This window comes from Antarcticimicrobium sp. (assembly GCF_029212575.1).
Classification (GTDB): Bacteria; Pseudomonadota; Alphaproteobacteria; order Rhodobacterales; family Rhodobacteraceae; genus Antarcticimicrobium.
Genome location: NZ_JARGPK010000080.1, coordinates 17,985 through 41,003 on the forward strand (window position 1 = coordinate 17,985; position 23,019 = coordinate 41,003).

At 66.9% G+C, this 23,019-nt stretch carries 17 protein-coding genes, 1 tRNA gene and 1 pseudogene; 8 read left to right on the plus strand and 11 right to left on the minus strand.

Going from position 1 to position 23,019, the window contains the following annotated elements; translation table 11 throughout:
• Positions 1-124 precede the first annotated feature (124 nt).
• Complete coding sequence (gene leuB / locus P1U75_RS17095) at positions 125-1,228, plus strand: 3-isopropylmalate dehydrogenase (RefSeq protein ID WP_300245340.1); 1,104 nt, start codon at positions 125-127, stop codon at positions 1,226-1,228.
• Between the two features lie 4 nt (positions 1,229-1,232).
• Here the strand turns inward: leuB and P1U75_RS17100 are convergent, their stop codons facing one another.
• Entirely contained in the window at positions 1,233-2,828 is a 1,596-nt protein-coding gene (locus tag P1U75_RS17100) for a Na/Pi symporter (protein WP_300245341.1), read from the minus strand.
• 115 nt (positions 2,829-2,943) lie between these two features.
• On the opposite strand from P1U75_RS17100, the gene P1U75_RS17105 reads away from it, so the two are divergent.
• Positions 2,944-3,020, plus strand: a tRNA-Pro gene (locus P1U75_RS17105).
• A 232-nt stretch (positions 3,021-3,252) separates the two neighbouring features.
• On the opposite strand, the gene P1U75_RS17110 is transcribed toward P1U75_RS17105, so the two are convergent.
• Positions 3,253-3,498: a hypothetical protein gene (locus P1U75_RS17110; RefSeq protein WP_300245343.1), complete on the minus strand. Its 246-nt coding sequence runs from the start codon at positions 3,496-3,498 to the stop codon at positions 3,253-3,255.
• Between the two features lie 205 nt (positions 3,499-3,703).
• Here P1U75_RS17110 and P1U75_RS17115 point away from each other — a divergent pair.
• Positions 3,704-4,009: pseudogene (locus tag P1U75_RS17115) on the plus strand (transposase); the annotation flags it as partial.
• Between the two features lie 263 nt (positions 4,010-4,272).
• On the opposite strand, the gene P1U75_RS17120 reads toward P1U75_RS17115, so the two are convergent.
• The 5 genes from P1U75_RS17120 to P1U75_RS17140 all read right to left on the minus strand — a co-directional run bounded on the left by P1U75_RS17120 (position 4,273) and on the right by P1U75_RS17140 (position 10,998).
• Positions 4,273-5,556 carry a folylpolyglutamate synthase/dihydrofolate synthase family protein gene (locus P1U75_RS17120; RefSeq protein ID WP_300245345.1) on the minus strand — a complete coding sequence of 428 codons (1,284 nt, stop codon included), beginning with the start codon at positions 5,554-5,556 and terminating at the stop codon, positions 4,273-4,275.
• A 20-nt stretch (positions 5,557-5,576) separates the two neighbouring features.
• Positions 5,577-5,882 (minus strand): monooxygenase, encoded by a 306-nt coding sequence (locus P1U75_RS17125; protein ID WP_300245347.1) that lies wholly within the window; start codon positions 5,880-5,882, stop codon positions 5,577-5,579.
• A gap of 108 nt (positions 5,883-5,990) precedes the next feature.
• Complete coding sequence (gene accD, locus P1U75_RS17130; RefSeq protein ID WP_300245349.1) at positions 5,991-6,941, minus strand: acetyl-CoA carboxylase, carboxyltransferase subunit beta; 951 nt, start codon at positions 6,939-6,941, stop codon at positions 5,991-5,993.
• A 63-nt stretch (positions 6,942-7,004) separates the two neighbouring features.
• Positions 7,005-7,892: a CPBP family intramembrane glutamic endopeptidase gene (locus P1U75_RS17135; RefSeq protein WP_300245351.1), complete on the minus strand. Its 888-nt coding sequence runs from the start codon at positions 7,890-7,892 to the stop codon at positions 7,005-7,007.
• Positions 7,885-10,998 (minus strand): ABC transporter transmembrane domain-containing protein, encoded by a 3,114-nt coding sequence (locus P1U75_RS17140; RefSeq protein WP_300245352.1) that lies wholly within the window; start codon positions 10,996-10,998, stop codon positions 7,885-7,887. Before P1U75_RS17140 ends, P1U75_RS17135 begins: the two co-directional genes overlap by 8 nt.
• 200 nt (positions 10,999-11,198) lie before the next feature.
• Between P1U75_RS17140 and ilvD the strand changes: the two genes are divergently transcribed.
• From ilvD to P1U75_RS17165, 5 genes are all read left to right on the plus strand, one after another.
• Positions 11,199-12,962: a dihydroxy-acid dehydratase gene (gene ilvD, locus P1U75_RS17145; protein WP_300245355.1), complete on the plus strand. Its 1,764-nt coding sequence runs from the start codon at positions 11,199-11,201 to the stop codon at positions 12,960-12,962.
• Complete coding sequence (locus P1U75_RS17150; protein ID WP_300245357.1) at positions 12,943-13,650, plus strand: hypothetical protein; 708 nt, start codon at positions 12,943-12,945, stop codon at positions 13,648-13,650. Before ilvD ends, P1U75_RS17150 begins: the two co-directional genes overlap by 20 nt.
• Before the next feature lie 66 nt (positions 13,651-13,716).
• Positions 13,717-14,478, plus strand: coding sequence for a DUF6478 family protein (locus P1U75_RS17155; protein ID WP_300245359.1), 762 nt, complete (start codon positions 13,717-13,719; stop codon positions 14,476-14,478).
• A gap of 11 nt (positions 14,479-14,489) precedes the next feature.
• Entirely contained in the window at positions 14,490-14,867 is a 378-nt protein-coding gene (locus P1U75_RS17160; protein WP_300245361.1) for a hypothetical protein, read from the plus strand.
• A 108-nt stretch (positions 14,868-14,975) separates the two neighbouring features.
• Complete coding sequence (locus tag P1U75_RS17165) at positions 14,976-15,491, plus strand: ATP-binding protein (RefSeq protein ID WP_300245364.1); 516 nt, start codon at positions 14,976-14,978, stop codon at positions 15,489-15,491.
• A gap of 195 nt (positions 15,492-15,686) precedes the next feature.
• Here P1U75_RS17165 and P1U75_RS17170 read toward each other — a convergent pair whose 3' ends face one another.
• From P1U75_RS17170 to P1U75_RS17185, 4 genes are read right to left on the minus strand one after another with little or no spacing between them, the layout of a single operon-like run.
• Positions 15,687-17,018: a S41 family peptidase gene (locus tag P1U75_RS17170; protein WP_300245366.1), complete on the minus strand. Its 1,332-nt coding sequence runs from the start codon at positions 17,016-17,018 to the stop codon at positions 15,687-15,689.
• 6 nt (positions 17,019-17,024) lie between these two features.
• The gene (locus tag P1U75_RS17175) at positions 17,025-18,170 is read right to left on the minus strand and encodes a peptidase M23 (RefSeq protein ID WP_300245367.1); all 1,146 of its coding nucleotides are present in this window, start codon (positions 18,168-18,170) and stop codon (positions 17,025-17,027) included.
• Positions 18,167-19,684 (minus strand): 2,3-bisphosphoglycerate-independent phosphoglycerate mutase, encoded by a 1,518-nt coding sequence (gpmI, locus tag P1U75_RS17180; RefSeq protein WP_300245370.1) that lies wholly within the window; start codon positions 19,682-19,684, stop codon positions 18,167-18,169. Before gpmI ends, P1U75_RS17175 begins: the two co-directional genes overlap by 4 nt.
• Before the next feature lie 35 nt (positions 19,685-19,719).
• On the minus strand, positions 19,720-22,731 hold the full coding sequence (locus tag P1U75_RS17185) for an error-prone DNA polymerase (protein WP_300245372.1): 3,012 nt from the start codon (positions 22,729-22,731) through the stop codon (positions 19,720-19,722).
• Between the last annotated feature and the right edge of the window lie 288 nt (positions 22,732-23,019).

Below are 23,019 nucleotides of genomic sequence, written 5' to 3' on the forward strand. Positions count from 1 at the left end.
GCCGTCAAAGCACCGGCCCCGCACCGATATCCGGCCGGTTTTCCGCCCCGGCCCGTCGTGGCGATATTGACCGTGGGGAAGCGCCGCGCTAGGCCCTGCCCAACCCAGAAAAAGGAGTGCCCCCATGTCGAACCCTTCGCTTCTCATCCTGCCCGGCGACGGGATTGGTCCCGAGGTCATGGCCGAGGTGTCCAAAATCATCGACTGGTACGGCGCCAAGGGCGGCCTGACCTTCGAAGTGAGCGAGGATCTGGTGGGCGGCTGCGCCTATGACAAGCACGGCGTGCCGCTGGCCGACGCGACCATGGAAAAGGCGCAAGCCGTGGACGCGGTGCTGCTCGGCGCTGTCGGCGGGCCGAAATACGATGCCCTCGATTTCTCGGTGAAGCCCGAGCGCGGGCTCTTGCGCCTGCGCAAGGAGATGGACCTCTTTGCCAACCTGCGCCCGGCGCAGTGCTTTGACGCGCTGGCCGATTTCAGCTCGCTGAAAAAGGACATCGTCGCCGGCCTCGACATCATGATCGTGCGCGAGCTGACCTCCGGCATCTATTTCGGCGAGCCGCGCGGCATCTTCGAGGAGGGCAACGAGCGCGTCGGCATCAACACCCAGCGCTATACCGAGAGCGAGATCGATCGTGTCGCGCGGTCGGCCTTCGAGTTGGCGATGAAGCGCGACAAGAAGCTGTGCTCGATGGAAAAGGCCAATGTGATGGAATCGGGCATCCTGTGGCGCGAGGTGGTGACCAAGGTCGGCGAGGACTATCCGGAGGTCGCGCTGAGCCACATGTACGCCGACGCCGGCGCGATGCAGCTGGTGCGGGCGCCCAAGCAGTTCGACGTGATCGTGACCGACAACCTCTTTGGCGACCTGCTGTCGGATGCCGCCGCGATGCTGACCGGAAGTCTCGGCATGCTGCCCTCGGCCAGCCTCGGCGCGCCGATGGCCAATGGCCGGCCCAAGGCGCTTTACGAGCCGGTGCACGGCTCGGCCCCCGACATCGCTGGCCAGGGCAAGGCCAATCCGATCGCCTGCATCCTGAGCTTTGCGATGGCGCTGCGCTATTCCTTCGACCAGGGGGCCGAGGCCGACCGGGTGGAAGCAGCGGTGGAAAAGGTGCTGGCCGACGGGCTGCGCACCGCCGATCTGCTGGGCGAAGAGGGCGTGCAGCCGGTCACCACGAGCCAGATGGGCGATGCCATCGTCGCGGCGCTGGACGCCAGCCTCTGACGGTTTACCCCTCGGGCAGGGCCTCTTGCTGGAGGCCCTGCCGCGCGGTGCGGTCGTAATACCCGATCCGTTCCGCGTGATGCACCGCGCGCTGAAGCCAGCGCATCGCATCGGTTCGGGCGAACACCTGGGACAGGGTGTAGAGCCCCGCATGTTCCCCCAGAAGCAGCCCACGCCGGTGGCGCGCGGTGCGATGCACCGCCAGGGCCTGTAGCCGCGCCAGCCGGTCCGGTTCCAGGTCGCGGGCGTCAGGGGCATTGGCCCGCGCGAGGATCGCGCCCATCAGCTGCGCGGGACGGCGCAGGTCGGGATCCTCCGACAAGGTGGCGATCCGGTCGGTCTGGTCGACCCGGTGCAGCAGGCGGCGCAGGTGGTCGGCCTCGTGCAGCAGGGCGGAATAGACCTCTTCCTCGGCCGGCAGATCGGCGGGCAGGCGGATATCGGCAAGGAACTGCTCCAACTCGTCGATGGCCTTGCCCATCTCCGGCTTCAGCGCGGCGAGCGGTCGGTAGTCGGGCGTGTCCCGCAGCGCGGCCGAGAGCGCGGCGAACACCCGCCCGGCGATCAGCGTGGCGCCCCCCCGCGCCGCCATCAGCGCCGCCCGCGCATCGGTAAGCAATATCCGGTCGAGCCCCAGCGCCACCCCCTCATCCCCGCGCCCGGGCACCAGGCGGGCGATCAGCGCGGTATACGGACCGGTCACCGGCAAAAACAGCGCGGTTCCCGCCAGGTTGAACCCGGTGTGAAAGATCAGCAGCGCGGTCAGCGGATCGACAAGCTCGGCCAGGTGCTCCAGCCCCGGCCCCAGCGCCAGCAGCAATGGAAAGGCGATCGACGATGTGACGATGTTGAAGCCGAGGTTCGCCACCGCCGCCTGCCGCATCACCCGGGCACCTCCGACCGAGGCCAGCAGCGCGGTAAAGGTGGTGCCGATGTTCAACCCCACCACCAGCGCCGCCGCCTGCATCAGCCCGATGGCCCCGCCCTGGAGCATTACCAGCGCCAGCGCCACCATCGCGCCCGAAGACTGGATGATCACCGTCATCACCAGCCCTGCAAGCGCCAGCGCCAGCATGCCCCAGAGCCCGCCCTGCGGCAGCGTCTCGGGGTTCAGCAGGCCGGTGGCGGTCTCCATCGCGGTCTGCATCAGCTCCAGCCCGGTCAGCAGCAGGCAGAGCCCGGCCAGCACCTGACCCACCCGTGCCACCGCGCCGCGTCCCAGCAGGACCGCCAGGCTTGCCGGCAGCAGCCCGACCATCGCCAGCGATCCCAGCTGCAGCTTGAGCCCGAGCAGGGACACCAGCCAGCCATTCGCCGTGGTGCCGATATTGGCGCCGAACAGGATCCCCATCGCCTGGGGCAGGGTCATCAACCCGGCCCCGACAAACCCCACGGTCATCACCGTGGTGGCGCTGGACGACTGGATCAGCGCGGTCGCCACCGCCCCGGTCAGCACCCCGCGCAGCGGCGTGGTGGTGAACCGCGCGAGGATCGCGCGCAGGTTCGACCCGGCGATATCTTTCAGCGCACGGGTCATGGCATCCATCCCCATTAGGAACATGCCGACCCCGCCGATCAATAGAAAGATATCCGTCTTCATGCGCCCCGCTCCCGGCTGGTAAAGATGCCCCTTCCGCGACCGGCTGACAAGCCGCGCAGCCGTCGATATTGTCCTTGCATATCCTTTGGGAGGCGTATAATTCCGCCGGCACGGTCGGAGTGTAGCTCAGCCTGGTAGAGCACTGTCTTCGGGAGGCAGGGGCCGGAGGTTCGAATCCTCTCACTCCGACCATAAAAACAAGGCGCCTGCGGGCGCCTTTGTTGTTTTCAGATCTGCCGATTTCTGGGGCGCGCCCCAGAAATGGTTGGTATCCAGTCTGAATCAACGCCTCTTTTGGCCCGTCGGCATTGATAAATTCAGCAGGCGCATCCAGCCCGTCTGCATGGCCAAAGCGCGATAAATCTGGCCCTGACCGGGGGCACATCAACATTGGGATCCGGATTCCGATAAAGAAGACCTTTTGTCATGCCCCCGATGCCGTTGTCTTTGACAGGGCTTCCTTAATGCTCTGATACCAAGACAATTTGAAAGCCTGGTCCTGGGCGTGCAGCTTGTAGAGTTCGAGCTCCTCCTTCCTGCGACGCAGCATCACATCCTTCATGATCTTCTCGAATGCGATGTCTCGTGAATACGGATCTGAGTTCTCGCTGTATTTGTCCCGATAGTCTGGATGCGCCTGAACGCTCTTAACGATGTTCAGGAACTTCACCCGTTGCTCCTCGGGGGTCGCGCTCCAGCCTTGGAACCAGCGCTCGTTGAAACTGCGGTTGATTTCTTCGAGTGGATCCTCCTTGACCTCCCCCCTCGGTAGCCTCGGAGATATAGCTGAAAGTTGGTGATGGCCCCTGAGGGGCGGCATATCATGGCGGTGTTCAAGACGCCGTCAATTCTCTGAAGAGAAAGGGATATGCCACATGACGAAGACTACCATCACGCCATTGCCTGATCCAATGGGATTTTTGGCTGATCCGCTGACGGATGTGTTGCGCTCGGGCGCTCGGCGTTTGATCGAGCAGGTCGTGGAAGCGGAGCTGGCCGCTTTGCTTGCCGCCCATGCCGATGACAAGACCGAAGACGGCCGGTCCCGCGGCGTGCGCCATGGCCATCTTCCGGAGCGCGAGATCATGACCGGGATCGATCCGGTGTCGGTAAAGGTGCCCCGCGTGCGGGACCGTGGTGACGGGGAGAAGAAGGTCCGTTTCACCTCCGCGATCCTGCCCCCTAGCCAAGTCATGACGCCGCTACCCACCAATGCGAGAACGGCCGTCCAGATAAGGTTGGCGAGAGATCAATACGATTCCATTCGGACCAGTTTGTCGCCAACACGTGCCATGCGAACCGTCTTATCAATCTTCGCGAGGCAATGCTATTCTTGGTGCGTTTGATACATAAGGCCGACAATACTCTCGCCGAAGGCATCGCGACGTTGCCGCGATCTGGATACGCCCCGGCGGGGATATTCTCGGCGAAAGGAACGGCCGGATCAGCCGTTCTCGCGCAGCACCCCGCCGGCGAGGTAGAGCGAGCCGCAGATCAGGATGCGTGCGCGCGGGTCGGAGCGCGCGACATGCTGCACCGCACCCAGAACGCTGCCGGCGGTCTCGGCCAGCATCCCCACCGCCCGCGCTGCTGCGGCGGTCTCCTCGGCGGGGAGGGTATTGGCCTCGCCCGGGATCGAGACGGCGGTGAGGCTTTGGGCCTGCGCCGCCAGCGGGCGCAGATAGCCGGTCACGTCCTTGGTGTTGAGCATGCCGCAGATCAGATGCGTGGGCCGGTTCGGAAGGCTGGCCAGATGCGCGCCCAGCGCCTGCCCCGCCGCCGCGTTATGCCCGCCGTCGAGCCAAAGCTCGGCCAGCGGCGCGGCCTCGGTGAGCGGGCCGGATTTCAGCCGCTGCATGCGGGCCGGCCACTCGGCGCGGGTCACGGCGGCCTCGCAGGCGGGCTCCTTCAGCCCCAGGTGACGCAGCGCGGCCAGGGCGGCGCCGGCATTCTGGATCTGGTGTGCGCCGGGCAGGTTCGGCAGCGGCAGGTCAAGCAGCCCGCGCTCGTCCTGATAGACCAGCCGCCCGCGTTCCTCGTATGTGTGCCAGTGCTGGCCGTGGGCGATCAGCGGCGCGCCGAGGCGGGCGGCCTGCGCCTCGATCACCTCAAGCGCCTCCTCGGGTTGCGGACCGACAACGCAGGGCACGCCGCGTTTGAGAATTCCCGCCTTTTCAAAGGCGATTTTCGCCAGCGTATCGCCCAGGAACTGCTCGTGGTCGATGGAGACCGGGGTGATGATGGTGAGCTCCGGCCTGGCGATCACGTTGGTGGCGTCGAGCCGCCCGCCAAGGCCCACCTCGAGCAGGGTGTAATCGGCAGGCGTGCGGGCAAAGGCCAGCAGCGCGGCACAGGTGGTGATCTCGAAATAGGTGATGCTCTCGCCGCCGTTGGCGGCGTAGCATTCGTCGAGAACGGCGGTCAGGTCCGGCTCCGAAATCAGTTTCCCCGCGACCCTGATCCGTTCATGGAACCGCGCCAGATGCGGCGAGGTATAGGCATGCGCGCGCCGCCCCGCCGCCTCCAGCCCGGCGCGGATCATCGCCTGTGTCGACCCCTTGCCGTTGGTTCCGGCGATGTGGATCACCGGCGGCAGCCGGTCCTGCGGATCGCCCAGCGCGTGCAACAGCCGCCAGACCCGGTCCAGCGTCAGGTCGATGATCTTGGGGTGCAGCGCCATCATCCGTGCAAGGATGACGTCCGACGCCGCGCGGTTGTGTGTTTGCATCTGGGCCTGCCTGTTCCGCCTCAGAGCGGCGCGCGGGTGATCGCGGAAAGATCTGCGTTCACGTCAAAGCTCAGCGCGTTGATGCCGGTGATGCCGAAGGCACCCAGCCGGGCGGAATGCTTTTCGGTATAGGCCGCTGCCGCCTCGGGCGTCTCGAAGACATAGATGCCGCCAGCCCGCCCCGCCGCCTGATTCTCGGTCCAGATTTTCCAGACGAGGCCTTCCTCTCCGGCGATGTCGCGGGCCAGATCGCCCATCGCACCGGCCATCTCCGCGCCCCAGGGGCCGGAATAGGGAAAGTCGAACTGCACCAGTGTATGGGCCATCATCATCCTCCTGCCGGGGGCTGCGCCCCGTTTGCACCATCCGCACAATGTAGCCGAGTCCGCCGGCCCCGCCAGCCGAATTGTACCGCGGCGGGGTCGGTTTGCGCCCTATGCGTCGGGATCTTGCGGGCTGCCCGCCTCGCCCGCCTCTGGCAGGGCGGCGGCAGTCCCGGCGGGATCGGGCGCGGGCAGGTCGCCGCGGATCGCCGGCGGCAGGCCCAGCAGCATCCGGGTGATGGTGATCAGCTCGTCGCGCATCCCGGTGCGTTTGGTGACCCGGTCCAGCATGCCGTGATCCAGCAGGTACTCGGCGCGCTGGAACCCCTCGGGGAGCTTTTCGCGGATCGTCTGTTCGATCACGCGTGTGCCGGCAAAACCGATCAGCGCATTGGGCTCGGCGATCTGCACGTCGCCCAGCATCGCATAGGAGGCGGTGACGCCGCCGGTGGTGGGATGGGTCAGCACCACGATATAGGGCAGCCCGGCCTCCTTGAGTATCTGGACCGCCACGGTGGTGCGCGGCATCTGCATCAGCGACAGGATCCCCTCCTGCATGCGGGCGCCGCCGGCGGCCGAGAACAGGATCAGCGGGCGCTTCAGCTTGACCGCCTGCTCGGCGGCGGCGATGATGGCATTGCCGACGTACATGCCCATGGAGCCGCCCATGAAGGCGAAATCCTGTGCGGCGGCCACGATGGGTGTGCGTCCCATCTCGCCGGTCGCGACCAGCATCGCGTCTTTCTCGCCTGTGGCCTTCTGCGCCGCGCGCATCCGGTCCGGGTATTTCTTCTGATCGCGGAAATGCAGCGGGTCGGCCACCGGTTCAGCGACCTGCACCTCGGAGAACACGCCACCGTCAAACAGCGCCTCGAACCGCGACCGCGGGCTGATCGCCATGTGATGCCCGCAATTGGTGCAGACGTTCAGGTTGTCGCTGAGCTCGCGGTGGAACAGCATGGTTCCGCACTCGTCGCATTTCTGCCAGAGATTCTCGGGCACATCCCGGCGCGAGAAGATCGAGTTGATCCGGGGGCGGACGTAATTGGTGATCCAGTTCATGTCGGGGCCTCTCGCGGGTGCGTGCACGCTGCGTCAGATAAGCCGGGGCGCGGGCAATTGCAATCAACGCCTGATGGCGATGCGTGCGACCAGCCAGGTGAGCAGCATCAGCGCGAAGTCCACCGCCAGCCAGGCCCGCATCAGGCCGGTATCGGCCGAGGAGAACGGCAGAATGAAGAGCGCCAGTCCATTCAGGCTCTCGGGGACGGAAAAGATCAGCAGCGCCACGACATTGTTGAAGAAATGCACAGCGACCGCCGGGCCAAGGGTTCCCGCCCGGGCGGTGAGATCGGCCATAAGGACCCCGAAGCACCCGGCCCAGAGCGCGATCATCCCGGCGTTCGGCCCGGCCTCGGCCGGTACGAAGTGGCCCAGCGCGAACAGGGCAGAGGGCAGGATCAGCCAGACCACCGGATGTCGGAACCGCGCCGCCAGCGCCTGCTGGAGATAGCCGCGGAACAGGATTTCCTCGGCGCTGACCTGGATCAGGATCGCGATCAGCGCCAGCGGAAGCAGCATCAGCCAGCGCCCGAACGGAAGATTGGGCAAAAGCGGCGCGCCCATGTGGTAGGGCGGCAGGGCGACCAGCACCAGCCCGAACAGCAGCAGCAGGCGCAGCACCCGCCAGAACTGCAGCGCCGCGCGCCCCGGCGGGCCGATCAGCCCCAGCGGCGCGCGCCGCTGAACCTGGTGCGCCGCGGCAAAGACGCCGACGATGACAAAGCCGAAGCTTGCCAGCAGGATCAGCATCGGGCCCGGCCGATGCCCCGTCGCCAGGTCCGCCGCCCAGCCGATCGGACCGGCGGAAAGGAGCGCGGCCTGAACCACCGCGTTCAGGCCAAAGGTGATCACGGCCACCATCACCAGCCCCGCCAGCAGGCGCCAGAGCGCCTTGCCCGGCCGGGCCGGGGCGACCAGCCATTCATGCGCGGCATAGGGGCGGTCAGTCATCGAAATACTCGTTGAACGACTCGGGCGGGATCGGCAGGTTCTTGTCCCGCACGACCTCGGAAAGGTTGATCTGGGCCGAATGCAGCAGTTCGGTGGCGCCGGTCAGATGTGCCGCCACGGCCTCCAGCAGGGCCATCGCCACAGAGGCGTCGTTCTCGATCACCGCGCGGAACTCCTCGGCACCGATGCGCAGGAACCGCGTCGGTTCTATCGCCACAAGATCGAGAAAGCGTTTGTCGCGCGTGATCACGGCCAGGTCGCCGATCAGTCGCCCCGGCCGCACGAAGGAAATCGGCGGCGCCTTGGGGTCGCCCTCCTGCCAGCGCAGTTCCGCCAGCCCTTCGAGACACAGGTAGACCGCGTCGGCAGGCTGGTCGTGAGAGAAGACGATCTGCCCTTGCGCCGCCTCGTACCATTGTGCCGAGAACGCCAGCAGGCGCCGGTTGCGCAAACTGAGTCGCCCGAACAACTCATTGCGCGACAGGGTCGCAAGTTTCCGGCCGAGGTCGTCGGTCCCCTCCGCCCCGAGCGCCGGTTGCAGCGCGCCGCCGTCGATCCTTCCGTCGCGGATCTCGACATACATGTCATAGGCGTCCGGGTTGTCGAACCGGTCCTCAAGAAACAGCATGGTGGTGTTGGGCAGGAGTTCGCGCAGCCGATGGCGCGTGTTGTAACGGCTTTCCGCGTCATGGCTGGCCAGGATGTTGTCCATGATCAGAATGTCGGGGCGCTTGATGCCCGCCCGGCTGAAGCCTGCACGCTCCTGGAAAACGGTGGGCAGGTTGGTGCCGCCGAGCCCGGCGCGCAGATCGTAGAGGATCGCGGCCGCCCGGTGACGCAACCCGTGCGCCTCGAGCACCTCGGCGACGACATTCTCGATCTCCTCGGCCTTGGCGCCGGCCATGATCGAGACCCGGCCATAGATGGCGTTCTCGACCACCGTCAGGAGCGGCACATAGGCCTCGGGATCGACCGGCACGAACAGGTCGGCCAGCCGCCGGCGCAACTCCCCGCCCCGGCTGCGGCGGATCGACAGGATCTTTTCCTTGTATTCCTCGGGAAAATTCGGGCCGATCTGCTCGGCGGTCAGCATGAAGGGTACGATCAGCAGCATCGCCCGATCTTCCTGCGACAGAGATGTCTCGCCGCGCCGCGCCGCCCGCGCCGCGATATCGGACACCCGCAGGTAAAGCTCCTGGTCCAGTCCCAGGCGCAGAAACAGCGGATGCTGGGTTCCGTCCTTGCCGAAGGTCCGGTTGAGCGTGTCGATCACCCCCATGGAGACGGCGATGGCATCATCGGCAAGGCCCTGATCCTGCAACATCTGCATGAACCGTTTCTCTCCTGCCAGCGCCTCGGGCAGGATCTGGCGCGCCGGAGTAGCGAACAGCAGGTTGCCCGCCAGCGGCAGTGCCGGGTTGAACCGGTCCGGGTCGAACCCGAAAACGGCATCGTCCAGCCCGCGTTCGCGCAGCTTCTCCCGGATCTCCGGACGCAGATCGACGATCGCGCGCGCCAGGCCGGGGTGCTGCGCGGGAACGAACCGCGACCGCAGCGTGCGGCGGAACATCAGCTCGTCGATCCCCATCGCCTCGATCAGTTTGAACCACCAGTCGCGCACCTCTGCCCCGTCGGACAGACCGGCGATCTCGGGATCGACCCAATCGGCCAACAACGGATCGGTGCTGTTGCCCGCGCGCGTGGCTTCCAGGGCATGCGCATCATGCGCCGCAGCGAGGTGTTCGGTGTCGCGCGGGCGCATCTTGAGCGGCATGAGCAGGTTGTCGCCCAGGGTGCCGTCGAACAGGTAGGGGCGTGAATTGGCATAGCCGATGCGCGCCGCGATGACCGACTGGTGCAACTGCTCCAAAGGGTAGCCCGACAGCACCACGTCGCCCCGCGTCGGCAGCGTCTCGCGCACCAGAAGCTCGGCCAGCGCGCTGCGCTCGCTCGCCTTGTCGCTCTGGATCGCGACGCGGCTGCGGGGTGGAATGGTCAGGTTGATATCCTCCAGGATGGTATTGCCGTCCTGGTCGCGCACGGTGACATCACGCAGCTCGATCGCCCCGAACAGGTGCGGAATGTTCGACGGTTCGCCGTCGAACAACTCCTCCGGGATCATGTCGCGCGGCGCAAAGCGTTCGGTCACCACGTCCCAGCGCAGGGACATGTCCTGGATCTGGTTGTAATAGGTCAACAGCTCTTTCCACGGGCTCGACAGATCCTTGTAGGCCGACAGCGCCGCCACCAGCGCCCCCACGGTGATGTCCCCCCGGATCGCCAGGTAGCCGCCGACCGAATAGAACATGAAGGGCGTCAGATGCCCGATCATGTTGTTGAGGAACTTCATGAAGTATTTCTTCTGATAGATCCGGAACCGGACCTCGAACAGCTTGCCCAGCCGATCCGTGATCATCGCCTGCCGATACCGCCAGCCGCCGTTGATGCGCAGATCGCTGATGCCCGCGGCGCTTTCGCCGATCTCGGTCGCCAGGTGCCGCAACTCGACGATCCGGTCCTTGTTCAGCAGGTTGATCTGGCGCTGGATCATCGGAATCAGCCAGGCCTGCAGCGGGATCAACGCCACCGAGGCCAGCCCGAACCACAGGCTTTGCATGAACAAAAAGGTCACGATGGTCATCATCTGGCCGAACTGGAACACCGGCTGGGCCACGGCATCGCCCATCAGCCCGCCCATTGGCTCGGCCTCGGATGTTATCATCGCCACCAGCTCGCCCTGGCTGGTGGTGCGGAAATAGGGCCTGGGAAAGCGCAGCATGCGGCTGATCAACGTATAGCGCAGCCGCCGAAGCATGCGCTCGGACAGCACCCCCTTGCGGGTGTTGATATGCATCTTCATCAACCCGCCGATCAGCACCGTCACCAGAAAGGCGACGCAGAGCACAAAGAGGAACTGCACCTGGGTCAGCTCGATCCCCTGGATCTCGGTCCGCTCGGTCGTGGCGCCGATGGCGTCGTTGATGATCCGCTTGGGCAGTTCCAGCGAGGCATAGAGGAACGGGAAGGACACCAGCGTCAGAACCAGCAACCAGAGTTGCTGACGCTTGGAGTGCTTCCAGATGAACGCAAACAGCGTGGATTCCATCACCTGGCCCTTGCCCGACTTGCCAACACCCCGCAACAGAAAAGGCTCCGGCGCCAAGGGGCATTCCGACGGTAAGCATTGCCCCACGCGATTACAAGCCAGCCGGCATCCCGTACAGGGAGTCGCGGGCGGGCGGTTGTCCCTTGTCTCGATCCGGGCGCGGGGCTATTGCCGAGGGAGCATTTTTTTGGAGGCCAGCCATGCTCAACAGCCGTTTCGACAAGTCAAAACTGCCAAGCCGCCATGTGACCGAGGGGCCAGAGCGCGCGCCGCACCGGTCGTACTATTACGCGATGGGCATGACCGACGAAGAGATTCACCAGCCCCTGGTCGGGGTGGCCACCTGCTGGAACGAGGCGGCACCGTGCAACATCGCGCTGAGCCGTCAGGCGCAGGCGGTCAAGGGCGGCGTGAAAGAGGCCCACGGCAGCCCGCGCGAGTTCACCACCATCACCGTGACCGACGGCATCGCCATGGGGCACGAAGGGATGCGCAGTTCGCTGGCCTCGCGCGAGGCGATCGCCGATACGGTCGAGCTGACCATGCGCGGCCACTGCTACGACGCGCTGGTCGGGCTGGCCGGCTGCGACAAATCGCTGCCGGGGATGATGATGGCGATGGTGCGGCTGAACGTGCCCTCGGTGTTCATCTACGGCGGGTCGATCCTGCCGGGCAAGGCGCCGAACCTGGAGGAGATCCCCGAGGATTTCCGCACCCGCGACCTGACCGTGCAGGACATGTTCGAGGCCGTGGGCCGCAACCAGAATGGCACCATGTCGGACAAGGCGCTGGAGATGCTGGAACGCGTCGCCTGCCCCAGTTCCGGCGCCTGCGGCGGCCAGTTCACCGCCAACACCATGGCCTGCGTCTCCGAGGCGATCGGCCTGGCATTGTTGAATTCCTCGGGTATGCCGGCGCCCTATGAGAGCCGCGACCAATATGGCGAGGCCTCGGGCCACGCGGTGATGAAGCTGCTGGAAAAGAACATCCGCGCGCGCGACATCGTGAATCGCCAGTCGCTGGAGAATGCCGCCCGCGTGGTGGCCTGCACCGGCGGCTCGACCAACGCCGGTCTGCACCTGCCCGCCATCGCGCATGAGGCCGGGATCGACTTTTTCCTCGATGACGTCTGCGAAATCTTCCGCGACACCCCCTATTTCGTCGATCTGAAACCGGGCGGCCAGTATGTCGCCAAGGATCTTTTCGATGCCGGCGGCATCCCGGTGGTGATGAAAGAGCTGCGCAAGGCCGGGCTGATCCACGAGGATTGCGTCACCGCGACCGGCCGCTCCATCGGCGAGGAACTGGACCTGATCGAACGCGAGGCAGACGGTCAGGTGATCTATCCCATCGACAACCCGCTGACCAAGACCGGCGGCGTGGTGGGGCTCAAGGGCAACCTCGCGCCCGAAGGCGCCATCGTCAAGGTTGCCGGCATCCCCAGCCAGCACCAGCGGTTCGTCGGCCCGGCGCGCGTGTTCGAATGCGAAGAGGACGCCTTCGAGGCGGTCAAGCAGCGCAGCTATCAGGAGGGCGAGGTGATCGTCATCCGCAACGAGGGCCCCGCCGGCGGCCCCGGCATGCGCGAGATGCTGGCCACCACAGCCGCGCTCTCCGGTCAGGGCATGGGCAAGAAGGTGGCGCTGATCACTGACGGCCGGTTCTCCGGCGCGACCCGTGGTTTCTGCGTCGGCCATGTCGGCCCCGAGGCGGCGCAGGGCGGGCCGATCGCGCTGCTGAAAAACGGCGACGTGATCACCATCGACGCCGTCACCGGCGAGATCAGCGTCGATCTGAGCGACGAGGACCTGGCGGCGCGCAAGGCCGCGTGGAGCGGGCCGCGCGACACCATCTATGCCTCGGGCGCGCTGTGGAAATACGCCAAGCTGGTCGGCCCGACCTATATGGGCGCGGTGACCCATCCCGGCGGCAAGGCCGAGAAGCATGAGTACATGGACCTTTAAGGGGTCCCTCGCGGCTCTGGTTCTGGCAGCTCTGACAGGGTGCGGCGACGGCAGCTTGCCGTTCGGCGCCCCTGCCGATCCGGCCAACCGCGCCGAGCTTGCCGGCGGCGCGGTCACGGTGGCGGCGCCGCCGGGGTATTGCATCGACCAACAGGCGCTGCGCCACGGCCCGCGCGGGGATTTCGTGCTTCTGGCGCGCTGCGACACGCTTGGGCTGCGCGGGGTCTTTCCCGGCCGGCAACTGGCGGTGATGACCGTCACCACAGCCCCTCGTGCGGACGAGGGCCCGCCGCCAAGTCTGGAAGAGTTGCAGCGGTCGGTGCGGCCCGCGAGGGTAATCGAGGCGGGCCAATCGGGCGACCTGCCCCTGGTGCGGCTGGATGCGGATGGCGGCGCCGTCGAAGGGGCCGCGCCGCAGCACTGGCGCAGTGCCTTCGCGCTCAACGGTCAGTTGGTCGCACTTGCGCTTTATGCCCCGGAGAGTGCCTCTGCGGCCCCTGCGGCGGGGGCCGACCTCCTGGCGGACCTGGCCAGCCGGACCCGACGGGCCAGCGCCCGCCCGGTCAAGGAAGCCGTGCCTCCGGCCGATACCGGCGACCCGGTGCAGCCCGTGGCCGAGCCCGGCCCGGAAGACACCGAACAGAAACGATTTTCACCGCTGAAGTTGATTGGCGGTTTGTTTGACTGACCGGCTTTCGCTAAACTGACCTCAATCACGGCAATTTCGCCCGAGAGGCGCGGGACGGAACGGAACATGGGCAGTATGTTGGATCGGCTGTTACACAGGCGCGCGCTGCGCAAATGGCGACTTGCGGCAAGTCGCGCCGACGACACCTCTTTGTCCCTGCTCCGGGTAGAGCGCAACCAGGCGCGCCAGTTGCGCACCCATCTGGACCAGTTGATCCATGTCGCCGATGGACGGCTGGCCCTGCCGCAGATCGGAACCTCCTATTTCCCCAAGCCGCATGGCACCGACTGGTCCTGGCGCCCCGAGCTTTGGCGGGGGCCGCTTCCGACGCCGGGCCTGAGTTCGGCGCCCAGCAAATCGAAGCTGGGCAACGAGGTGACGTTGTTTCACGATTGCCACTTCTCCGAGCTGACCCTGCGCCAGCTGCGCAACACCCGCGAGGCGGACCTTGCCGCCTATGGTCTGCGGATGGACGTGTTCAAATTCGACGGCTCCTTCCTGTCGATCGTGATCGACCTGCCGGATTCGGCTAGACACGGGCTGACGCGCGAGCACATCCTGCGCGTGGACACGATCATCGAGACCGAGAAACCGTTGGAAATCTTCGCCCGGCTGAACATCGCCAACGGCCCCAACACCGAACAGATCGTGCGGGAACTGCCGCTCAACGAAGCGCAGGTCACGGTGGAATTCGACCTCGCCTATTCGCGGTTGAACGAGAAAAGGGTTGAAAAGATCTGGCTCGACCTGATCTTCGAGGCGCCGCAAATGAACCAGGTGATCCTGCGCGACCTGACCCTGTCCCGGCGGCGCCGCGCCGCGCTCTAGGAGACCCCGAGATGAGCGATTTGACCCTGACCAAGATCCGCCTGCACAACCGCCGCTGGGAGGGCCGGCTGACCGGCGCGCCCGCCGGGGGACCGCCGCCCGATATCCGCGTCACCTATCTCGATCACCCGGTCGAGGCGGTCGAACTGTCCGAGGCCGGCGAGCCGGGCGTCTGGACCCTCACGGTGACGATCCCGGACGAGGCGGTGGCCGACGGCGTGCATTGCTTTTTGATCCTGGATGGCGCCAGCGGCACCAAGCTGGGGGATTTCGCACTGATCGCGGGCGAGGCGATTTCGGACGATCTGCGCGCCGAGGTGGAACTGCTCCGCGCCGAGCTGGACATGCTCAAACGCGCCTTTCGCCGGCATTGCATCGAGACGATGTAGACCCGGCGTCCGGACATCCCGCGGCATGGGCTTGCGACCCGGTCCGCCGGGCCGGGGTGTCGGCATCAGGAATTCAGCCGTGATCCAAGCACGTGACAGGGGTCTCTCATGACGCAAGACACACCGAAATTGCTCCTTGTTTGCGGCAAGGCGGGATCGGGAAAATCAACCATGGCCGCGCAACTCGGTCGGCCCGCGCGAACGGTTGTCATCGCCGAGGACGATTGGCTCGGAACGCTGTTTGGCGATCAGATGTCGTCGGTTTCGGACTACGCGCGGTGCGCTGCCAGATTGCGCGGCATCATGGGGCCGCATGTCGTTGCTTTGCTCCGCTCGGGCATGTCCGTCGTTCTCGATTTCCCGGCAAACACCATTGCGACCCGGGCGTGGATGCGTGGCATTGCGGAACGCGCGCAAGCGCCTTGCGAGCTTCACTACCTGGATATCCCGAACGAGCTGTGCAAGGCGAGGTTGCGGGCGCGAAACGCAAGCGGCACGCACCCGTTCAGCCTGACGGACGCGCAATTCGATCAGCTATCCCACCATTTCGTGGCCCCTACCCCCGATGAGCGGTTCGACATCGTCGTGCACCGCCCGGATGATGATGCGCGGAGCCTGCAATAAGCTTCTTGCGGAAAAACCGGGCAAGATCGGATTTGGCTGGCGCCCCAACATCAGAGGCCTGACGCTCTCGCGGAAATCGACGTGAGCCTGCGCCGATGCGAACCGTCAGAATCCGCCCCGGCCTGGCGTCGGGTCCGAATGGCAGGGGCCGCGCCCTGTGGCGCGGCCCCCTGGTCTCGCGGTCCGCTTGGCGCCTTACTTGGTGCTCAGCGCCCCCAGCCCCTTGAGGATGTCGATGGCATAGGCCAGCTGGTAATCCTCCTCGCGCAGGCGTGCGGCGGTCTCGGCCTTGGCGCGGTCCGCCTCGATCTGGCGGATCTCGTCCTCGGTCAGGCTGTCGTTGTTCAACCGCCCGCGCAGGTCGGCCTCCGAACGCGACCGCGGCCGTTTCGGTTCTTCCTCCTCCACGGCCGGCTGGCGGCGCGGCTGCGCCACCACGATGTCCGGCGACACGCCCAGCGCCTGGATCGAGCGCCCCGAGGGGGTGTAATAGCGCGCCGTGGTCAGCCGCATCGCGCCGTCGCCGCGCAACGGCATCACCGTCTGCACCGAGCCTTTGCCAAAGCTCTTGGTGCCCACGACGATGGCGCGGCGGTGATCCTGCAACGCACCCGCGACGATCTCGGAGGCCGAGGCCGAGCCGCCGTTGATCAGCACCACCATCGGCTTGCCCTGTGCCAGGTCGCCGGGGGTGGCGTTGAACCGCTCGCCATCTGCCGGGTCACGGCCGCGGGTCGAAACGATCTCGCCTTTTTCCAGGAAGGCGTCGGACACCTTGATCGCCTGGGTCAGCAACCCGCCGGGGTTGTTGCGCAGATCGAGGACAATGCCGTTGACGTTGTCGATGCCGCCGGCCGCTTCGATCTGCTCGGCCAGCCCGGCCTCCAGGTTCGGCGTGGTCTGGTCGTTGAAGGTGGTGACGCGCACCACCACGGTTTCGCCCTCGGTGCGGGCGCGCACCGCCGTCAGCTTGATGGTGTCGCGGATGATCGACACGTCAAAGGGTTCGTCCTCGCCCTCGCGCACCACGGTGATGACGATCTCGCTGCCCACCGGGCCGCGCATCAGCTCCACCGCCGCATCCAGCGTCAGGCCCAGAACGCTTTCGCCGTCCACATGGGTGATGAAATCGCCAGCCTCGATCCCGGCCTCGTCGGCGGGGGTTCCGTCGATCGGCGAGACCACCTTGACGAAGCCCTCTTCCTGCGTGACCTCGATGCCCAGACCGCCGAATTCGCCCCGGGTCTGCACCCGCATCGCGGCGGCATCCTCGGGCGAGAGATAGCTGGAATGCGGATCGAGCGAGGACAGCATACCGTTGATCGCCGCCTCGATCAGCTCGGCCTCGTCGACCTCCTCGACATATTGCGACCGGATGCGCTCGAAGATGTCGCCGAACAGGTCGAGCTGTTCGTAGACATTGGTGTTGCGCGCGCTCTCCTGCGCCAGCAACGGCCCGGCAATCTGCGTTGTCGCAATGATGCCTGCGACCGTGCCGCCGACCGCGGCCATCAGGAATTTCTTCATGTTCGTCTACCCATCCTTATCGGTTCGAAACCACGTTTCCGGGTCCACCGGGCTGCCGCCTTGTCTGACTTCTATATAGAGCGTTTCCGAACGCTCAGTTCCAGTGCCATCACCGCTTAGTGACAGAATCGCCCCGATTTCGGGGACCGCGCCGCCCATCAGCCCCACCGGCGTGCCCGCCGGGATCACCTGCCCCGCCTCGCCGTAAACCTCGGCCAGCCCGGACAGCACGAAAAGCGTATCGGGTTGTGGTTCCAGGATCATCACGTTTCCCAGATCCAGCAGCGGCCCGCGATAGCGGATCGTCGCCGGCGTCGGCGAGGTGACCAGCGCCCGCGGGCGGGCCGCCAGCACCAGACCGGCGCGCGTCACCCCGGCCGCGTCTGCCTCTCCGGCGCGGTGCAGGACCAGGCCCTGCACCGGCAGCGGGATCTGCCCCTTGAGCGCACCGATGTCGGCGCGGCTTTCGGCGATGTCGCCGGCGACGATCTGCGACAGCCCGCTGGCGAAGCCGTCAAGCGTCTCGGTCGAGGAGATCAGGATCGCGGTGCGCACCGGGTCCTCGGTAAAGCGACGCGGCAGGTCGGTCCGGTCGGCAAGGGCCAGGCTCAGCGCGCTGCGCGCCTCCTGCACCCCGGCCAGCCCCTCTTCCAGCGTTTCCGCGGCACTTTGCTGGAGCAGCCGCAGCGTCTGCACCTCTTCAAGGTCGTGGCGCAGCCGTTCGGCCCGCAGGTTCAGCGCCGGGGTCACCTCGGCCAGCATCATGCCCGACCGCGCGCTGCCCAGCGGCCCCTGCGGGTGCAGCATGCGCACCGGCGGCGGGGCCGTCTCGATGGTCAGCAGCACGCCGATCAACTGGGCGATCTCGCCCTCGCGCGCCTGCAGCTTGCGGGCCAATTGTCCCTCGCGCGTGGCCGCGCGGCGCAGCCCGTCGCGCATCGCCGCGAGGCCCGCCTCATAGGCGCGCACAGTGTCGGTCAGGGCATGGACTCGGTCGCGCGCGCCCTCGGCCGCCTGCAGGCCCAGCGCCGCCTGTTCCAGTTGCACCGAGGCCGCCCGCGCCGCCGCCGCCGGGTCGCCCTGCCCCGCCGCCGCGCCAGCCCAGAGGGTGGCGCCGGTCGCGAGGACGGAAAGGGCGCGGTGCAGGCTCATTTGATCAGGCTTTCCCCCGTCATCTCGTCCGGTTTCGGCAGCCCCATCAGCGCCAGCACGGTCGGCGCAAGGTCCGAAAGCCGCCCGTCGCGCAGCGTGGCCCCCTCCGGCCCGCCGACCAGCGCCACCGGCACCGGGTTCAGCGTGTGCGCGGTATGCGGCCCGCCGGTCTCGGGATCGACCATCTGTTCGCAATTGCCATGATCGGCGGTGACGATCATCGCGCCCCCCGCCGCCCCGAGCGCGGCAATCACCCGCCCCAGCCCGCGATCCACCGCCTCGCAGGCCGCGATCGCCGCGGCCAGATCGCCGGTATGACCGACCATGTCGGGGTTCGCATAATTCACCACGATCAGATCGTAGCCCGCGCCGATCGCCGCGACCAGATGGTCGGTCACCTCCTCGGCCGACATCTCGGGCTTGAGATCATAGGTCGCAACATCGGGCGATTGCGCCATGTAGCGTTCCTCGCCTACCTCCGGCTCTTCCTTGCCGCCGTTGAGGAAGAAGGTGACATGGGGGTACTTCTCGGTCTCGGCCAGGCGGAACTGCCGCAACCCCTGTTTCGCCACCCAGGCGCCCAGCGTGTTGACGATCTCGCGCGACGGAAACACCGTCGTCATATAGGCGTTGTGGGCCTCGGAATATTCCACCATGCCCAGCATCCCGGCCAGCCCGGGCCGCGCCCCGGTGTCGAAGGCGTCGAAGCCCGGCTCACCGATGGCGCGCAGGATCTCGCGGGCGCGGTCGGCGCGGAAGTTCAGGCAGAACAGCCCGTCGCCGTCCTGCATGCCGGCATAGTCGCCGATCACCGTGGCGGTGATGAACTCGTCGGTCTCGCTCTGGTTATAGGCATGGGTCACCGCGTCATGGGCGCTGGCGACATGCTGCCCCTCGCCCCGGACCATCGCGGCATAGGCCTCCGACACCCGGCCCCAGCGGTTGTCGCGGTCCATCGCGAAATAGCGGCCGGTCACGGTGACGATACGCGCGCCCTCGGGCAGGTGCTCTTCCAGCTCGGCGAGATAGCCATAGGCCGATTTCGGCGCCACGTCGCGCCCGTCGGTCATCGCATGCAGCGCCACCGGCACGCCCGAGGCGGCGATGGTCCGCGCCGCCGCAGCGATATGGTTCAGATGCCCGTGTACCCCGCCGTCCGAGACCAGCCCCATCAGATGCGCGGTGCCCCCGGTTTCCTTGAGCCGGGTGATGAACGCCAGCAGCGCCGGGATCTCGAAGAACGAGCCATCCTCGATCGCCAGGTCGATCTGGCCCAGGTCCATCGCCACCACCCGGCCGGCGCCGATATTGGTATGGCCCACCTCGGAGTTGCCCATCTGCCCGCTGGGCAGGCCCACGTCCGGCCCGTGGGTGATCAGCCTCGCATGCGGCCCCTTGTCCATGATGGCGTCGAAATTCGGCGTCTGCGCCAGATAGGGCGCGTTGGCCTCGGTCTCCTCCGACAGGCCCCAGCCATCGAGAATGCACAGGATCACGGGTTTGGGGGCGGTCATCGGCGGGCTCCGCTGCGGTTGTCATCCCGCGCCTTCTAACGCCTTGGGGCGGCGGGGTGAACCGGTTTCGATGCCGCGCCCTGCTTCTTCTCTTTGCAAGGGCTCGAATCCGGCGGGCTGCCGCGCCCACGCGCCTCCATCCCCGGCGTCAACCGGTGACGCAGCAGCGCCACGGGATGCGCGCGCAGGCTCAGCCGCAGGGCGACGTAATCCTCGACCACCTGCTCGCCCAGGGTCATCTGCGGCAGATGCGCGGCGGGCTCCTCGATCACCTCGCCGCCCAGATCCTGGGCAAACAGCGGCAGCGGCCGGTCGGCGGCCACCGCCTTGGCCGCCCAGAGCGCGGCGCGCCGGCTCAGCCCGCAACCGGCAAAGGCATCGGCCTCGGCCAGCCGCGCGATCACCGCCGGGCCCAGCCCGGCGCGGCGCCACAGGTCGGCCACCTCGTGATAGCCGTTGCCGCGCGCCGCGGTCAGCCAGGCGGCGTCCTCCTCGCCCATCCCCTTGATCTGGCGGAACCCCAGCCGCAGCGCCAGCCCGCCGCGCCCGTCGGGTTCCATCACGTTGTCCCAGTAGCTGGCGTTGACGCAGACCGGGCGCACCTCGACCCCGTGGGCGCGGGCGTCGCGCACGATCTGCGCCGGGGCATAGAACCCCATCGGCTGCGCATTCAGAAGCGCGCAGGCGAAGAGGCCGGGATGATGGCACTTGATCCAGGCGCTGGCATAGACCAGCAGCGCAAAGCTGGCCGCGTGGCTTTCGGGAAACCCATAACTCCCGAATCCCTCGATCTGCGAGAAACACCGCTCGGCAAAATCGCGGTCATAGCCGTTCCCGGCCATCCCGCGCAGGAACAATCCCCTGAATTCGCTGACGTTTCCGTGTTTCTTGAAGGTGGCGAGCGAGCGCCGCAGCCGGTCGGCCTGTTCCGGGCTGAACCCCGCGCCGACGATGGCGATCTGCATCGCCTGTTCCTGGAACAAGGGCACGCCCAGCGTCTTGCCCAGCACCGCGCCCAGCGCGTCGGAGGGGAAACTCACCTGCTCCTCGCCGTTCCGCCGCCGGATATAGGGGTGCACCATGTCGCCCTGGATCGGGCCGGGGCGGATGATCGCCACCTCGATCACCAGGTCGTAGAAGCTGCGCGGTTTCATCCTGGGCAGGAAATTCATCTGCGCCCGGCTCTCGACCTGGAACACGCCCACGGAATCGGCCCGGCACAGCATGTCGTAGACCTTCGGATCCTCGGGCGGCAGGGTGGCCAGCGTATACTCCGCGCCGTGATGCTGGCGCAGCAGATCGAACGCCTTGCGGATGCAGGTGAGCATGCCGAGGCTCAGCACATCGACCTTGAGGATGCCCAGCGCGTCGATGTCGTCCTTGTCCCAGCAGATCACCGTGCGCCCCTCCATGGTGGCGTTCTCGATCGGCACCAGCTCGTCGAGCCGCCCCTCGGTGATGATGAACCCGCCCACATGTTGTGACAGGTGGCGGGGAAACCCCTCGATCTCGTGGACCAGCGCGAGGGTCTGGCGCAGCCGGCGGTCGGCGGGATCGAGCCCGATCTCGCGCAGCCGGTCTTCCTCCACGCCGCGCGACCCGCCCCAGCCCCAGAGCTGCGAGGACAGCGCGGCGACGGTATCTTCGCTCAGCCCCATGGCGCGGCCGACCTCGCGGATGGCGCGCTTGCCCCGGTAATGGATCACCGTGGCGCAAAGCCCGGCGCGGTGACGACCGTAGCGTTGATAGATCCACTGGATCACCTCCTCGCGACGCTCGTGCTCGAAATCGACGTCGATGTCGGGCGGCTCGTCGCGCGCCTCGGAGACGAAGCGTTCGAACACCATGGTGCCGATCTCGGGGCTGACAGAGGTGACGCCGAGGCAATAGCAAACCACAGAATTTGCCGCCGACCCGCGCCCCTGACACAAGATCTTGCGGGATCTGGCAAAGGCGACGATGTCGCGCACGGTCAGGAAATAGGGCTCGTAGCGCAGCTTGGCGATCAGGGTCAGCTCATGCTCGAGCATGTTGCGCACCCGCTCCGGCGCGCCGGCGGGATAGCGCCAGGCGAGGCCTGCGCGGGCGAGGCGGTCGAGGCGCTGGGTGGGGGTTTCGCTGTCTTCGGCCTCGCTGGGGTACTCGTAGCGCAGTTCGTCGAGCGAGAAGGTGAGGGTTTGGCTCAGCGCCCCGGCGCGATCCACCGCATCCTCATGCCCGGCGAAGAGGCGGCGCATCTCGCCCTCCGACCGCAACCGGCGTTCGCCGTTGGCCAGCGCGGCATGGCCCAGTTGCTCGACCCGGCGGCGCAGGCGGACGGCGGTGAGCACATCGGCCAGACGGCGGCGGCGGCCGTGGTGAAACAGCGGCGCGGCACTGGCCAGCGTCGGCAGGTCGAGCCGGGCGGCCTGCGCCGCCAGCGCATCAAAGCGGGCCGCGTCGCGGCCGTCGTAGCGGGGGCTGAGCAGCAGGTGCATCCGGCCCCGGAAAGGGGCGCCGAGCCGGGGCAGGAACGGCGCCCATCCGGTCGCCTCGATCTGCCCGGAGGCTCCTTTTTCCCCATGTTTTTCAATTGGGTGAAGCAGAACCTGCAGCCCCCCTGAAAATTCAAGAAGGTCGCACAGAGACAGATCGCAACCGCCCTTCTCGGCCCGCAAACGCCCGCGGGAGATCAGCCGGCAGAGGTTGGACCAACCGGCGCGGTTTTCGGGCAGGGCGGTGATCGGCGGGGCGTCGGAAAACACCAGCCGCGCCGCCGGGATCAGCCGCGGGACAAGGGTGATCGGGAACGAGGGCGGCGGCGGGATATGCGCGGGGCACGGCGGCCCGATGGGGGAATGGGCCGCGTCCCAGGCCCGCCGCTCGGCGACCAGCCGGGCAATCTCGCGCGCGGCGCTGTGGGCGCGGACGAGTCCGGCGACCGAGTTTTCGTCGGCGATGGCGATGGCGGGCAGGCCCAGCGCGGCGGCGCGCTGAACATACTCCTCGGGGTGGGAGGCCCCGGTGAGGAAGGTGAAATTTGAGGTGATCGATAATTCTGCGTACATGCGAGTCGGGAGTATATTCACCTTTTGTTCTCATTTGGAGTCCCGAAGCGCGGGGCCGGATCGGGGAGTTTACGAGCGGTTTTGTACAGTCCGCACCCGGCCCGAGGCCCCCGGCTTCCGCCCATCGGGGAGTTTTCGGGCGATTTCGTACGATTTGCGTTACCGCCACCGCCCGCGACCGGCAACGCGCGCCGGGACAGGGCGGCGTTAACCGGGGCGCGGCAGGCTGGCCGATACGCACCGGCCCTTGCCCCCGCCCCGGGCTTGGCCCATAAACGCAGCCGACCC

What these genes read in the sequence shown, in the direction of transcription:
- leuB (WP_300245340.1), top strand. Translation starts at nt 125, where the DNA reads ATGTCGAACCCTTCGCTTCTCATCCTGCCCGGCGACGGGATTGGTCCC.
- P1U75_RS17175 (WP_300245367.1), bottom strand. Translation starts at nt 18,170, where the DNA reads ATGAGCCTGCACCGCGCCCTTTCCGTCCTCGCGACCGGCGCCACCCTC.
- P1U75_RS17185 (WP_300245372.1), bottom strand. Translation starts at nt 22,731, where the DNA reads ATGTACGCAGAATTATCGATCACCTCAAATTTCACCTTCCTCACCGGG.
- P1U75_RS17150 (WP_300245357.1), top strand. Translation starts at nt 12,943, where the DNA reads ATGAGTACATGGACCTTTAAGGGGTCCCTCGCGGCTCTGGTTCTGGCA.
- P1U75_RS17170 (WP_300245366.1), bottom strand. Translation starts at nt 17,018, where the DNA reads ATGAAGAAATTCCTGATGGCCGCGGTCGGCGGCACGGTCGCAGGCATC.
- P1U75_RS17155 (WP_300245359.1), top strand. Translation starts at nt 13,717, where the DNA reads ATGGGCAGTATGTTGGATCGGCTGTTACACAGGCGCGCGCTGCGCAAA.
- P1U75_RS17160 (WP_300245361.1), top strand. Translation starts at nt 14,490, where the DNA reads ATGAGCGATTTGACCCTGACCAAGATCCGCCTGCACAACCGCCGCTGG.
- P1U75_RS17120 (WP_300245345.1), bottom strand. Translation starts at nt 5,556, where the DNA reads ATGCAAACACACAACCGCGCGGCGTCGGACGTCATCCTTGCACGGATG.
- P1U75_RS17165 (WP_300245364.1), top strand. Translation starts at nt 14,976, where the DNA reads ATGACGCAAGACACACCGAAATTGCTCCTTGTTTGCGGCAAGGCGGGA.
- gpmI (WP_300245370.1), bottom strand. Translation starts at nt 19,684, where the DNA reads ATGACCGCCCCCAAACCCGTGATCCTGTGCATTCTCGATGGCTGGGGC.
- accD (WP_300245349.1), bottom strand. Translation starts at nt 6,941, where the DNA reads ATGAACTGGATCACCAATTACGTCCGCCCCCGGATCAACTCGATCTTC.
- P1U75_RS17135 (WP_300245351.1), bottom strand. Translation starts at nt 7,892, where the DNA reads ATGACTGACCGCCCCTATGCCGCGCATGAATGGCTGGTCGCCCCGGCC.
- P1U75_RS17100 (WP_300245341.1), bottom strand. Translation starts at nt 2,828, where the DNA reads ATGAAGACGGATATCTTTCTATTGATCGGCGGGGTCGGCATGTTCCTA.
- P1U75_RS17125 (WP_300245347.1), bottom strand. Translation starts at nt 5,882, where the DNA reads ATGGCCCATACACTGGTGCAGTTCGACTTTCCCTATTCCGGCCCCTGG.
- ilvD (WP_300245355.1), top strand. Translation starts at nt 11,199, where the DNA reads ATGCTCAACAGCCGTTTCGACAAGTCAAAACTGCCAAGCCGCCATGTG.
- P1U75_RS17140 (WP_300245352.1), bottom strand. Translation starts at nt 10,998, where the DNA reads ATGGAATCCACGCTGTTTGCGTTCATCTGGAAGCACTCCAAGCGTCAG.